Consider the following 12,959-nt stretch of genomic DNA (forward strand, 5'->3'; position numbering starts at 1 on the left):
TGAGTATTTTTTTAGAGGGGTAGGTTGCACAATAATTCACTCTATACTCTTTCTTTGAAGTAACATCAGTAAAAAGAAAAAAAACTCATTTCTCATTATTTTATTATAAAATAAACTTCTTTTGGAAAAGTGAAAAATTTACTTGACAGATCTTGGGGGGCTCATTAAACTGCGAACCTAATTTTGGGGTTATAGCTCAGCTGGGAGAGCGCTTGCATGGCATGCAAGAGGTCGGCGGTTCGATCCCGCCTAGCTCCACCATCAACATCTTTGATGTTGATGGGAAAACGTTCAAGGTCCCCATCGTCTAGCGGCCTAGGACACTGCCCTTTCACGGCGGTAACAGGGGTTCGAACCCCCTTGGGGACGCCATTCAATTGATCATTCTATTATTTCCTGCTAAGCGTTATGTGATAATTGGGGAATAGCTGTCATGCCATTCTTTTTTAACGTAATTCTTAAAGTCGTTCAAAAATTGTTCTTGTATTAAATCCAAACAACCGTTCATGCATTCTATAAGCATACTCATCTGTCATATTGGCCAAATAATCGCATACAATTCGATAAGCTGAGGTTTCATCCTCAGCTTGTTTAAATAAAACTCTATTTTTGTTATCTAATAAACTACCTGGATTTGAACTAATAGCATCGAAGAGTCTAAGTACAACTGTTTGACCTCCATATTCAAAAGTACGGGCTTCCTGGGAATCAATGACATTATTATAGATGCATTGCTTTAAATAATTTAGAAGGGCATTTGCTTCAGGAGTGAGTGACAAATTGTATTTGAACAAATTGTTCTCAAAATCTTCGTTGGTTATTATGATTTGCGTCGAAGTAATAAAATAATTAACTATTTCCCCTATGGTTTGTTTTCTTGAATATAGATCTGGAGAAAATAGCGAATCAATTATATGATTTTGTCGATCAGTTAATAGGGTGTTGTTTAATAATTGTCTAAATTCGGTTGTATCCAGATGAGAAGGGTTGATAAGACGTAAATGGATAGCATCTTCAAGATCGTGGACTCCATAAGCAATATCATCTGCAATATCCATAATGGAGCAATCAAAACTATGATAGGCTGATTTTCCTGATTTTGTATTATGTGGTATTTGTGAAAGTGATTGAAATAATTCTTTGTCACTATTAGAAAATGGTGATAGTAACCAATCAATCTCAGGTTGTTCGCAATCAAAATATGCTTTAGGTGGTAACCAGTCATTAATTTTGATGGTTTTATGGATGGACTCATGTACTGGAGGTTGTTTGGGGGCTGCTACAGCGGAACGTTTCACTGGATATTTTAAAATACCAAGTAGCGCACGCCGTGTTAAATCAAGACCGTAGGTTCCATAGCTGCTTTCTACTTTAGTTAGTAATCGCAGAGTTTGTCCATTTGCTTCAAATCCTCCATAATTGCGCATCATATAATTTAGAGCGACCTCACCACCATGGCCAAAAGGAGGATGACCAATATCGTGCAGTAAACAAATAACAGAAATGAGATCATCATTAGGTAATAAACCAGCGAGTCCAATATGTTTTTCTTGGTTTATTAAAAGATTGTGGACAATGCTACGACCTATCGAATCAACTTCCAGAGAATGTGTGAGGCGAGTGCGATGAAAATCTCCTTCGTCAGTCCCTAAAATCTGAGTTTTTCTTTGCAGTCGTCTGAATGCTGGACAGTGAATTACTCGTGTTCGGTCTCGTTCATAAGGATCTCGATGATCCTGATTTCCTCTTTGATTTGTTTGTCCAGAGCGTCGATATGTCCACATAAGTTTTGCAATATAAAATAAAAGACAATTACTGTAAGGCATAATTTGTTCGTTAACAACACAATTTCCTAAAGTTTTTCTTAAATTTGTAGATATAACAGACAAGGAGTAAACAAGAAGAACTATAAGAAGAACTATAAATAGGGGAATGATAATGAATAAGAAAATAAATTTAGCACTCATAGCAATTGGTGCTTTCATAATCTCTTCTTGTACCAAAGAAAGTGATTACATGACGTATCCAGCGTATTCATACACAGACACTACAGAACCTTATGCTATGAAGAGCTACAATATGGTTAATTACGATTATAGATATCAACAAAAACAGGAAGTTAAGGTTCCTAATTCATATTATGTTGGAGAATTGCATTCTCCAACTTCATTTAAGGATAGGGATCAGAGTTGGGTCAATAGTCAAAATCCGCAAGGATATACTATTGAATTGGTAGAAAATGATAAGGCATCTCGAGTAGCACAAGTTCTTTATAAAGCACCCAAAAATGATCGAATAGCTCAAGTAAAATATGATCGAGATGGCAAAACGCGTTATAAGGGGGTGTACGGAACTTACAACACAGCAGAAGAAGCACAAAAAGCATTAAACGCATTGCCTCCCGAAATTAAAAGTAGTGCCTCGGTGATTAACTGGAGCAGTGTCCAATGATAGACAATCTATAAGTTTGACATGAAATTTCTCTATTTTTAATGAAATAATTAAATGAGGCTATGTAATTTTAGATGCTGAGCTAATTAAAATCATTAATCGCGTTATTCCTGGGGTTTTCGAGCGATCTGCTTCAAACTGTTTCACCGTGATCGCATAGTGTTGATTTATTTTTTCCAGCCAGGTAATAAATAGGTTAAAAGCAACAGCATCAAAAGTAAGCTGAATATCTCCTGAGCCAGTTTGTTGCAACTGATAGGGGAATTTTAGAGTGAGATCATTTTTTAGCTGCGTTGCCAGTGTTGTCAAAAGTTGACTGTTATCAACTGCTTTCTTTTTTGTTTGCTTTACTTGACTTTGCTGTCTTATCTTTTGCATCCATTCCAGAGTAGCTGCTTTCTCTACTAACTGAGTTGATTTTTGTGTAACTCGTTGACTCAAAGGGCTATATAAAAACAAGTAATAAACATAAAGGCAAAGAAACAGCGCAGTTCCAATCAGCATCCACTTTTCTCTTTCATTAAGTGTGCTTAAATATGCTTTCACATTAACTCCAAAGTTGCAATAACTTGTTGTTCACGAGTCGATGCCTGAGTTTGTTTTACTTTGAGTTGCAGTTTTTTTAATTCGTTTTCCAACTCTTCTAAACTGGCAAAATCTGTACTGATTATCGTCACAGATAAAACTTTGTTTTGATAGCGCAATTGTTCTAGAGTATTGTGCTCGTTTTTCATTGCCTTAGCAAATTGATTTAGTAAAAACCAAAAGCGATTTTGCTCTTCTGTATTATTATTTTTTAACAGTTGTGCAATGCGAAATTTAGGGCTAATGATTTGTTTTGCATCAGGAAAAAACTCATGATAAATCACCGCAATTTGTTCATCAATTTTTTGAGTTTGCTTATTTAATAAATGCAGTTTGATCCCATTTACTACGAGTAGAGAAATTAACCAAAAACAAAACAGGCCGCTAACTAGCTGATATCCTTTTTTAATTAAATCTACTTTATTTCCATGTTGCATCTCTCCTTGACAGAGATTCATTAACTTAGATTTAACTATTCTTTGAGCAAACCAGGTATACGATGTTTCCTGACTTTTTGGTAATGATGGATCAATTTGGATTGCACTGTCTGCAAAAAGTAAGGGTTGATATTGTGGATGATTTTTTAGATAGATTTCTGCTAATTCCCCGGAAAGTGCTCCTTTGAAATCATCTGCATTGACGATTAATGTCGTTTCACTGATACATAGTTCTTGTGGTTCTAAGGCAAACCAATCTACTGTAATTGCAGAAAATTCGATGTTATTCTCATTGAGTACTTGTATTAAATATTGAATTCGCTGTTTGCCTATAACAGTTATTAGGTATTGATTGTTTTGATATCGTGCTTTATCAAAAGCGAAATGAAGCTCATCTACAGGTTGTGCCAATTTCTCTTCTAAAGCATAAGGAATTGCAGCTCTTGCTTTTCTTTCTGGAAGCCATGATAACTCCAGATTAAGAAGACTAACATATTCGCATGTTTCAATAATTAAGGTTTTACATTCAGTTTGTAATGATTTAATTTCGTCAAAACTACGTCGTGCTGGTGGAGCAATTAAGGCTCCATCCACATTTATTTTAAGGCAAAAACATCCTGCTTCATCAAAATGTTTTGCAAAAAGAAAAAGGGTATCCATTCCTAAGCATAAGCTCTATGTTTTTTTATATTCATTGCGGTCCATTGTTGTTTCAATTGTTGTGCCAGCAGATAAACTACGAGCGCATATTGGGGGCTGGAATTGTAACGGGTTATTACAAAGAAATTAGGATAAGCTATCCAATATTCATGTCCTTTAGCAGTTACCAGCTCAATCAATGCGGCACGGGAAGGATGATTATGTGCTGCAGTTACAGGTTTAACTCCATGTGCAATTAATTGCGAATAGTAATAATTTGCTCTTTTAGGATTGACCTGAATGCGTTTGTAGTGAGTACCTATTAGTTTAGCGTATTGGGCAACTCCATCATCGGGTTTCCAGCCATGATGGTAGAAATAATTAGCAATACTTCCTATGGAGTCAGCATTGTTAGACACGAGATCGCGTTTGCCTGTATGATTAAAATCAACAGCGAAATTACGGTAACTGCTTGGCATAAATTGTGGTTGACCAATGGCACCAGCATAAGAACCCTTGTATTGGGTTGCAGGTACTCCATGCTCACGACAAAGAAGCAGGTATTCTTTTAATTCTTTAGTGAAATAAGGTGCGCGTTTGGGGTAGTTGAACGCTAATGTTGCCAAGGCATCAAGAACTCTATGTTCTCCTTGTCGTTCTCCGTATAAAGTTTCCACACCTAGAATCGCAATAATAATTTCTGGGGGAACACCATATTTTTTTTGTGCTTTTTCTAATGCATTTCTGTTAGCAATCCAATAGTCTAATCCTCCCTTTACGCGCATAGGGGTCAGAAACAAATCTTTATAAACATCCCAATTTTTCTTTTCATAAGGCTTTTCCATGGATTCGATGATATCGGGTCGAATGACAACTTGATTCATTATATGTGTAAGCTCTTTAGCATTAAAATGATACTCTTTGACCATGTTTTTGATGAAAAGTTGAACATCTTTTCTTTGAGTAAATGCTGTATTTGAATAAGTTGAGAATGAAAGAAGTAGCAGTATCATTGCAATAAACCCCAAGCATGGTATTTGTCGCATAGCCCCTCCTAATAATATGAACCTAAATTCTAAATCTTATTAAAAATGCGGTGTATTAGCAAATACTTTAAGGCTACGCATATTTAAGCTAAAATGCGCTATTTACAAAAAGGTTATTTCAGTTGAGTGATTTAAAGCGAATTCGTAATTTTTCAATTATTGCCCACATCGATCATGGTAAATCAACCTTGGCAGATCGATTTATCCAAATTTGTGGTGGATTAACTGAGCGTGAAATGAGTGCTCAAGTACTTGATTCTATGGATATAGAGCGAGAGCGGGGCATCACGATTAAAGCTCAGTGTGTTTCGTTAAATTATACAGCAAAAGATGGTAAAGCCTATCTCTTGAATTTTATTGATACGCCAGGACACGTAGATTTCAGCTATGAGGTATCTCGTTCTCTAGCGGCTTGTGAAGGAGCTATTCTTGTTGTTGATGCAGCTCAAGGAGTGGAAGCACAAACGGTAGCTGTTTGTTACACTGCCATAGATCAATCATTATCTGTTTTACCTGTACTCAACAAAATTGATTTACCACAAGCTGAACCAGAACGTGTTATCTCAGAAATTGAAGATATTATTGGTCTTGATGCACATGATGCAATAAGAGTCAGTGCCAAAAGCGGTTTGGGTGTGGAGGATGTGCTTGAAGCTTTAGTGACTCATATTCCACCGCCAGAAGGTAATATCAATGAACCTTTGCAAGCATTGATTATTGATTCATGGTTTGATAGTTATCTTGGCGTGGTTTCATTAGTTCGTATTGTAAATGGTTCAATACGTAAAGGTGATAAAATGAGGGTGATGTCTACCGGCCGTTCTTATGAAGTCGATCAAGTAGGCATATTTACTCCCAAACGTACTAAGCTCGATGTATTAAATGCTGGTGAAGTAGGTTATTTGGTAGCTGGAATTAAAGAAATTCAAGGTGCTCCGGTAGGTGATACACTTACTCTGGAAAAAAATTCTGCAGATAAGCCACTTCCTGGGTTTCAGCGTGTAAAACCACAAGTTTATGCCGGTTTATTTCCTATAAGTTCAGATGATTTTGAAGCATTTCGCGAAGCTTTAGCTAAATTAAGTTTAAATGATGCCTCATTATTTTATGAGCCTGAATCTTCCGAAGCGTTAGGTTTTGGTTTTCGATGTGGTTTCTTGGGCATGTTGCACATGGAAATAGTGCAGGAACGTCTGGAGAGGGAATATAATCTTGATTTAATATCTACTGCGCCTACTGTGGTTTATCAAATCTTGACCCAAAAAGGCGAGACGCTGTTGATTGATAATCCATCTCTTCTACCACCGCTTCCACAAATTAAAGAGATGTATGAACCGATTGTGAGAGCAAATATACTGGTGCCACAAGATTTTCTTGGGGCAATTATTACTTTGTGTATTGAACGCCGTGGTGTTCAGGTTAATATGACCTACAGTGGTCGCCAGGTTTCTGTAACCTATGATATTCCGATGAGTGAAGTGGTTTCTGACTTTTTTGACCGCTTAAAATCTGTGAGTCGTGGTTATGCTTCACTGGATTATAATTTTTTACGTTTTCAAGAAGCTGATTTGGTGAAAATGGATATCTTGATAAATAGTGAACGAGTGGACGCGCTTTCAGTTATTGTTCATCGCTCTTCAGCACATAGCCGTGGAAAACTAATTGCCGATAAAATGCGTGATTTGATTCCACGGCAGATGTTTGATGTAGCAATTCAAGCGGCCTTAGGCAGTCATATTATTGCCAGACAAACGGTAAAGGCTTTACGTAAAAACGTTACGGCAAAATGTTACGGTGGCGATGTGACCCGAAAACGAAAATTATTGGAAAAGCAAAAAGCCGGGAAGAAACGCATGAAGCAAGTGGGGCATGTGGAGATACCTCAAGAAGCTTTTATGGCTGTTTTTCAAACGGATAAAAAGAAATAGGTCTATATACATTTCGCCAGCTTGAGCCAAAATGGCCTGATTTTTGAGTACCGAAACGCAGCACATACGGAGTATAAGATCATCAGAACGCGGAAAAGCAGTGCAGTTTGGCAAAGATAGTGGAAATGGAAACAGACCCTAATATAAGGGCGGCATATTAATGCTAATACGTCTCATTATAAAATTTAAGTTTGATTAGGATATAAATTTATGAATTTTGCTTTAATATTGGTTGTCCTGTCTTTTGTCAGTGGGTTTATTTACCTTTTAGACATAATATTCTGGTCAAAAAAACGGACTGAGGATCAAAAGCCCAATCGTATTATTGAATATTCACGATCCTTTTTTCCTGTGTTTTTTATTGTCTTAATTTTACGCTCATTCCTCATTGAACCTTTTCGTATTCCTTCGGGATCATTGGAACCCACATTGCTTGTTGGTGATTTCGTAGCGGTAAACAAATTTATTTATGGGTTAAGGCTTCCTGTTTGGGAAAAGAAAGTTGTTTCAATCTCAGATCCTAAAACAGGCGAGGTCGCTGTATTTCGATGGCCACCTGACCCTTCCTATGATTATATTAAAAGGGTAATAGGAGTTCCCGGAGATAAAATTAGTTATCACAATAAGGTATTAACAATTAATGGAAAGGAAGCAAAGCAGACTTTTCTTGGGTACACTATTGATGAAAGTTCTGGAAAGCCTGTTGCTAAATATCAAGAAAATTTAAATGGTACTGTGCATAATATTTTCATGCGAATGGATGTTCCTGCTGTGGACTTTGATATTGTAGTACCCGAAGGAAATTATTTCATGATGGGTGATAATCGAGATGACAGTGCTGACAGCAGATTTTGGGGATTTGTACCTGAGCCCTATTTGCGAGGTAAAGCATTTTTGGTTTGGATGAGTTGGAATGGTAAGACTGATAACGTTCGTTGGTCAAGAATAGGAAAGTTAATCCCTTAAGTATTTGGTATTTATTTTCAGAGTAAAATGCTTCGATTAGGATCTATTTTCAATTCTACTATCTTAGTCAAAATGGTATGATTTTATGTGCCCAGATACTCACATGCTTCATGTATGCTGCGTTTCGGTGTTCTAAAATCACACCATTTTGCCTCAATAGTAAATTGGAATAGCCCCCAGTAAAAAGGAATAACGAATGTACAAACAAAAGGGAATGACATTTATAGGGATGTTATTTACAGTAGTAGTTATTATTATGGCAGCAACGATCGTAATGCGTGTTGTTCCAGTTTATTTGCAGTATTATTCCATTATCAAGTCGATAAAAGGATTAAATGAGGTATCTCCATCTTCATTAACCGGCGACCCCATGGTTGATGTTAATGCTCTAAAGAGTAGTTTGGATAAACGTCTGGATATTAATGGGGTAGAAAGTTTAAAGGGAAATCAGTTAATGATTGAGCCCATTGGAGCTAATAAATTTAGAGTGAAATTGAAATATCAGGTAATTAAGCCTTTAGTATACAATGTAAGCTTATTATTTGATTTTGATCATACTGAAGAGGTTATAACAGGCAGTGAAAGTTGATTTAGAAAGGTTATGCAGACGATTAAATTATCAATTCAATAATATTGCTTATCTCAAGCAAGCTTTAACGCATTGTAGTGTAGGCAGTGAAAACTATGAGCGCTTCGAGTTCCTTGGAGATTCAATTTTGAGTTTTATAATTGCCAATGAACTGTTTCATCGATTTCCTTTCCAAAGTGAAGGTCAATTAAGTCGCTTGCGTTCCTTTTTGGTTCGAGGCGAGATGTTGGTTGAGCTGGCAAAAGAAATTGATCTGGGAGATTTTCTTTTTTTAGGGCAGGGAGAACTGAAGAGTGGTGGTTTTCGTCGTGCTTCAATCCTTTCAGATGCGATGGAAGCTGTTTTTGCAGCAATTTTTCTTGATGGTGGAATAGAGCCTGTAAAAAAGGTCATTCTGGGACTATATCGTTCCAGACTCGAAGATTCTAATTTAAATGATTGCTTAAAAGATGCCAAAACTCGGCTGCAGGAATATTTGCAAGCTGAAAAAATTGCTCTTCCTGAGTACACTTTGACCAAGATTGAAGGGGATGAACACAATCAAATTTTTTATATTACTTGTATTGTTAATGGGGCAAAGCAAAAGACTTTTGGTCAAGGATCTAATCGACGAAAAGCTGAGCAATTGGCTGCAAAGTCGATGTTAGAACTGTTGCGTTCTGGTAAGTAGAAAGTTTTATCTATTGATAACCCGGATGTTGAGAAGACTCACTTTCATACTCAGGTCAGGGACCGTACTCAACATCTGCTTGAGTTAAGACACATATTGAGACATTGACCTTATCCCTAAAATCAAAATTAACGCCTCCATTTAAATAATTGATTTTCGTAACCTCATCCAACCTTGAACATTTTGAAGAAAACCCTCTTTTTCATCTAAATCAAAAAAAAATTGCTTGTCAGGATCAATAAGGTAGGGTTCTCCATCTTCATCTACATCTAATGTAAGCATGATCCAAATCTTCACATTCCAGACTGACTAACATCAAGTCAACCTTGTTTGGTTTTGTATCATCTCAAAGAAATCTTCTGGATTTTTGATCCTAACGTCTTCACTATAATGTCTGGGATAAATTCGTTCCTCTATAGGATCATTACCTCGGCTACACCAAATCTTCCAAGCTGCTGCTAATTTCTAACCATTCTTCTTCAGCTTGATTTAAAGATGAGTGAGTGGATGTGCGTTTTTGTACCAATTGATTGAGTTTATTTTGCTGAGCATCGTCCTCATACAGAGTGGAATCACCCAGTTGGGTATCCAGCCTGGAAATTTCATTTTGATATTGTTCAATTAATTGTTCCAATTTTTTCAGACGATTTTGTAATGTTTTCTTCTCTTTATAATCATTTACCGCTGAGGCAATAGTATTTTCTTTAACGGCATCTTTAGTTTGTAACCAAGAATAATAATCATCCAAGTCACCATCAAAAGCTTGTACTTTCTGTTGGTATATTAGATAAAAATTATCCACGCTGGTTCTGAGCATATGACGGTCATGAGAAATCAGGATTAACGCACCTTCATAACTTTGTAGTGCAAGCTCAATGGCTGATCGCATCCCAAGATCTAAATGGTTTGTTGGTTCATCAAGCAGGAGCAGATTGGGTTTAAGCCAAACAAGTTTCGCTAAAGCCAAGCGTGCTTTTTCACCGCCGGAAAAGTGATTTATAGGTTGTACTGCCATATCACCAGTAAAATTAAAGCCGCCTAAAAAATCACGAATTGTCTGTTCACGTACTTCAGGCGACAAAACTTGAATTGTTTCTACTGGACTTAAATTACAGTCTAATTGTTCTAATTGATGTTGTGCATAATAGCCAATTTTTAAATGTGCTGAACGGTGAATCGTACCATTCAAAGGAGCTAAAAACCCGGTTAATGTTTTAATTAAAGTTGACTTTCCTTCACCATTTGGACCGAGTAGGGCTACTCGGTCGCCAGGGTTGAGTGAAAGATTAATTCTTTTTAGTATAGATTTTTCGGTTTGATACCCTGCATCAACCATATTACATTGAATTAATGGATTTCCTGCCCGCGGACAGGGGAAGAAATCAAAAGAAAAAGGTGAGTCAACTTGCGCTGCAGCAATAATTTCCATTCTCTCTATGGCTTTAAGACGTCCTTGCGCCTGTTTTGCCTTAGTTGCTTTTGCTCTAAAACGATTTACAAAAGACATCATATGATTGATTTTTGTTTGTTGTTTTTCATACATAGCTTGTTGTAAAGCCAATTGTTGTGCATGTGTTTTTTCAAAAAAACTGTAATTACCACTATAAAGAGTTAGCTTTTGTTTCTCAATATGCAAAATATGAGTAACAAAAGCATCAAGAAATTCTCGGTCATGAGAAATAAGAATAATCGTGCTGGGACTTTGCTTCAAAAAACGTTCGAGCCAAAAAATTGCTTCCATGTCCAAATGGTTCGTAGGTTCATCCAGTAAAAGTAAATCAGCTGGTTTCATTAAACAACGAGCAAGGCTTAAACGCATTCGCCAGCCTCCGGAAAAACTATTTACTGAGGCGTGTTGTTGTTCACCTCTAAAACCAAGTCCAGACATGATCGTAGCTGCTTGGGCTGGTTTACTGTAGCCTGCTGTATGACTTAATTCTTCATGACATGCGAGTACTTCAGCATCATTACCCATAGTTTCTGCTTCGTGCAAGCGATGGAGTAACTTCATATAACTATCATCGCCGCCTAAGACAAAATCTAACGCTTTTTCATCGCTGTCAGGTAATTGCTGAGATAAATGACTGATCGTGAGTTGAGGATTAATTAAAAACTCACCAAAATCCGGAGTTAATTTTCCTAGTAAAAAATCAAATAATGTTGATTTACCGCAACCATTATGACCGATAAGACCTATTTTTTGCTTTTCATATAAAGTGGTATTGACTTTGTCCAATAAAATTTTAGTGCCACGACTAAGAGTAATTTGACGAAGAGTAAGCATGATAAATCTTTAGCTGCAAATGAATTAATTTTAACACAAAAATATCTAGCTTGGTTCGGGCTCTATCGTTTTTTTCCTGGCTGATTTGTAGCGGGCCTGTTTCTCAATATCAATGTAGCGATCAGTTGTTGCACTGGAGCTATGGCCAGCATCATCTCGTACATGTTCACGAGGGCGAATTTTAACGTCCTCAGAAATTCCGGTATGTCTTAACCAGTGGACAGTGGCTGCTGCCAAATTATCTGCTTCCTCAATATGACCTTTTATTCTTAGTTGTTCACCAGCTAAGTCAAAACAGCGCTGAATGATTCTTCTTAGTGGTGCAGTATCACTCATGGGACCATTACCACGAATCTTGGGGATAAGTGGTGTATTATCAGCTGGAGAGGGAAGAGGGGACAAGCCTAGGAAACAACGCCATCGCATTAAACTCTCTAACATGGCATCACTCACTGCGATTTGTCGTTCTTTATTTCCTTTACCGACGGTAGTAAACCACCAGTGGCCGTTACTGTCCTTAGAAAAATCATTCATACTCGGAATCCACCGTTTACTTGCTGCCAGTTCAGATATGCGTAAATACATACCAAACAACAGGCTCAGCATGAACCGCGTTCGCTCATGCTTCAAGGGGGATTCTTCTGCAAGAGATTCGGCTGCTTCCAATACTGCTCCCCATTGAACCAAGCTAAGTCTGCGTATGGGAGCATTATGTTGTTTCTTTCGAATAAATTTACTTTTTTGACGAATTAGAGTGACCGGATTAGAGGCCAAATACTCTTCAGCAATTAAAAAATTAAACAAAGTACTTAAAATAGCAAATATTTCTTGAATAGCCCCTTGAGATAAATTGAATTGATCAATTTCAGGCTTAAGTCCATTTTTTATTGCAGATTTACTTAAGGTAACTACAAAAGGTTTCCATTCTTCATTAGGAATACGTTTTCCTTCTTTTTCAATAAAACGGGGCACCTTTTTTAAACTGATCCATGATTTAGGTGGATTTTGGCAAAAATGAATGTATTGCTCTATATCATCACGTTTCAATTCGTTTATTGCAGCTTGCTTAATTAACCAGCACCATTGCAATAAACGCTCCGTTTCTCTACGGTAGCTGTTAAATGTGCCTTGACTACCGGTATAACTTTTCAGAAAACTTAAAGCGTAATTAAAATCATTTTGAAAGCGCATATCTGGCAATACGACATGTTCGTGATTTTTATGTAAGTAATTCATATTGTCGAAGATAGGAAGTAGTTTAAATTTCATAATATTCATTGGGAATTAATTATAATCACTAATGCTAGCTGAAAAGTGATGAATATACGAGTAGGAGTAGGAGTCTAAATATTTGTATGTACATT

Annotated in this window: 12 protein-coding genes and 2 tRNA genes; 7 read left to right on the forward strand and 7 right to left on the reverse strand. The window is 36.9% G+C overall.

Annotated features, from left to right (window positions below):
- Nucleotides 1-185 precede the first annotated feature (185 nt).
- A tRNA-Ala gene (locus Ltuc_RS04300) sits at nt 186-261 on the forward strand.
- A gap of 35 nt (nt 262-296) precedes the next feature.
- A tRNA-Glu gene (locus tag Ltuc_RS04305) sits at nt 297-372 on the forward strand.
- Nucleotides 373-458: 86 nt separating this feature from the next.
- Here Ltuc_RS04305 and Ltuc_RS04310 read toward each other — a convergent pair.
- Complete coding sequence (locus Ltuc_RS04310; protein ID WP_058521602.1) at nt 459-1,784, reverse strand: anti-phage deoxyguanosine triphosphatase; 1,326 nt, start codon at nt 1,782-1,784, stop codon at nt 459-461.
- A gap of 154 nt (nt 1,785-1,938) precedes the next feature.
- On the opposite strand from Ltuc_RS04310, the gene Ltuc_RS04315 reads away from it, so the two are divergent.
- Nucleotides 1,939-2,451: an SPOR domain-containing protein gene (locus Ltuc_RS04315; RefSeq protein ID WP_058520091.1), complete on the forward strand. Its 513-nt coding sequence runs from the start codon at nt 1,939-1,941 to the stop codon at nt 2,449-2,451.
- A gap of 60 nt (nt 2,452-2,511) precedes the next feature.
- Here Ltuc_RS04315 and lspM read toward each other — a convergent pair whose 3' ends face one another.
- Genes lspM through mltB form a run of 3 tightly spaced genes read right to left on the reverse strand, consistent with a single transcriptional unit; the run spans nt 2,512 to nt 5,158 of the window.
- Entirely contained in the window at nt 2,512-2,997 is a 486-nt protein-coding gene (gene lspM, locus Ltuc_RS04320; RefSeq protein WP_058520092.1) for a GspM family type II secretion system protein LspM, read from the reverse strand.
- The gene (gene gspL / locus Ltuc_RS04325; protein WP_058520093.1) at nt 2,994-4,133 is read right to left on the reverse strand and encodes a type II secretion system protein GspL; all 1,140 of its coding nucleotides are present in this window, start codon (nt 4,131-4,133) and stop codon (nt 2,994-2,996) included. Before gspL ends, lspM begins: the two co-directional genes overlap by 4 nt.
- A gap of 2 nt (nt 4,134-4,135) precedes the next feature.
- Nucleotides 4,136-5,158 (reverse strand): lytic murein transglycosylase B, encoded by a 1,023-nt coding sequence (mltB, locus tag Ltuc_RS04330; protein WP_058520094.1) that lies wholly within the window; start codon nt 5,156-5,158, stop codon nt 4,136-4,138.
- A gap of 122 nt (nt 5,159-5,280) precedes the next feature.
- On the opposite strand from mltB, the gene lepA reads away from it, so the two are divergent.
- The 4 genes from lepA (at nt 5,281) to rnc (ending at nt 9,311) form a co-directional block, all read left to right on the forward strand.
- Nucleotides 5,281-7,086, forward strand: a complete 1,806-nt coding sequence (gene lepA / locus Ltuc_RS04335) for a translation elongation factor 4 (RefSeq protein WP_058520095.1) — start codon at nt 5,281-5,283, stop codon at nt 7,084-7,086.
- Nucleotides 7,087-7,296: 210 nt separating this feature from the next.
- Nucleotides 7,297-8,052, forward strand: coding sequence for a signal peptidase I (gene lepB / locus Ltuc_RS04340; protein ID WP_058520096.1), 756 nt, complete (start codon nt 7,297-7,299; stop codon nt 8,050-8,052).
- Between the two features lie 196 nt (nt 8,053-8,248).
- Nucleotides 8,249-8,641 carry a DUF4845 domain-containing protein gene (locus Ltuc_RS04345; protein WP_058520097.1) on the forward strand — a complete coding sequence of 131 codons (393 nt, stop codon included), beginning with the start codon at nt 8,249-8,251 and terminating at the stop codon, nt 8,639-8,641.
- Entirely contained in the window at nt 8,631-9,311 is a 681-nt protein-coding gene (gene rnc / locus Ltuc_RS04350) for a ribonuclease III (protein ID WP_058520098.1), read from the forward strand. The genes Ltuc_RS04345 and rnc overlap by 11 nt, the downstream gene beginning before the upstream one ends.
- 141 nt (nt 9,312-9,452) lie before the next feature.
- On the opposite strand, the gene Ltuc_RS15270 is transcribed toward rnc, so the two are convergent.
- The 3 genes from Ltuc_RS15270 to Ltuc_RS04360 all read right to left on the reverse strand — a co-directional run bounded on the left by Ltuc_RS15270 (nt 9,453) and on the right by Ltuc_RS04360 (nt 12,864).
- Nucleotides 9,453-9,593, reverse strand: coding sequence for a hypothetical protein (locus tag Ltuc_RS15270; RefSeq protein ID WP_157064597.1), 141 nt, complete (start codon nt 9,591-9,593; stop codon nt 9,453-9,455).
- A 151-nt stretch (nt 9,594-9,744) separates the two neighbouring features.
- Nucleotides 9,745-11,595, reverse strand: coding sequence for an ABC-F family ATP-binding cassette domain-containing protein (locus tag Ltuc_RS04355; protein ID WP_058520099.1), 1,851 nt, complete (start codon nt 11,593-11,595; stop codon nt 9,745-9,747).
- Nucleotides 11,596-11,640: 45 nt separating this feature from the next.
- Nucleotides 11,641-12,864 (reverse strand): tyrosine-type recombinase/integrase, encoded by a 1,224-nt coding sequence (locus Ltuc_RS04360; RefSeq protein WP_058520100.1) that lies wholly within the window; start codon nt 12,862-12,864, stop codon nt 11,641-11,643.
- Between the last annotated feature and the right edge of the window lie 95 nt (nt 12,865-12,959).

This window comes from Legionella tucsonensis (assembly GCF_001468035.1).
Taxonomy (GTDB): domain Bacteria; phylum Pseudomonadota; class Gammaproteobacteria; order Legionellales; family Legionellaceae; genus Legionella; species Legionella tucsonensis.

Excerpts from the sequence above, each read along its gene's own strand:
- Ltuc_RS04315 (WP_058520091.1), top strand. The coding sequence starts at position 1,939 with ATGAATAAGAAAATAAATTTAGCACTCATAGCAATTGGTGCTTTCATA.
- Ltuc_RS04310 (WP_058521602.1), bottom strand. The coding sequence starts at position 1,784 with ATGTGGACATATCGACGCTCTGGACAAACAAATCAAAGAGGAAATCAG.
- Ltuc_RS04360 (WP_058520100.1), bottom strand. The coding sequence starts at position 12,864 with ATGAAATTTAAACTACTTCCTATCTTCGACAATATGAATTACTTACAT.
- Ltuc_RS04345 (WP_058520097.1), top strand. The coding sequence starts at position 8,249 with ATGTACAAACAAAAGGGAATGACATTTATAGGGATGTTATTTACAGTA.
- gspL (WP_058520093.1), bottom strand. The coding sequence starts at position 4,133 with ATGGATACCCTTTTTCTTTTTGCAAAACATTTTGATGAAGCAGGATGT.
- Ltuc_RS15270 (WP_157064597.1), bottom strand. The coding sequence starts at position 9,593 with ATGCTTACATTAGATGTAGATGAAGATGGAGAACCCTACCTTATTGAT.
- lepB (WP_058520096.1), top strand. The coding sequence starts at position 7,297 with ATGAATTTTGCTTTAATATTGGTTGTCCTGTCTTTTGTCAGTGGGTTT.
- Ltuc_RS04355 (WP_058520099.1), bottom strand. The coding sequence starts at position 11,595 with ATGCTTACTCTTCGTCAAATTACTCTTAGTCGTGGCACTAAAATTTTA.
- mltB (WP_058520094.1), bottom strand. The coding sequence starts at position 5,158 with ATGCGACAAATACCATGCTTGGGGTTTATTGCAATGATACTGCTACTT.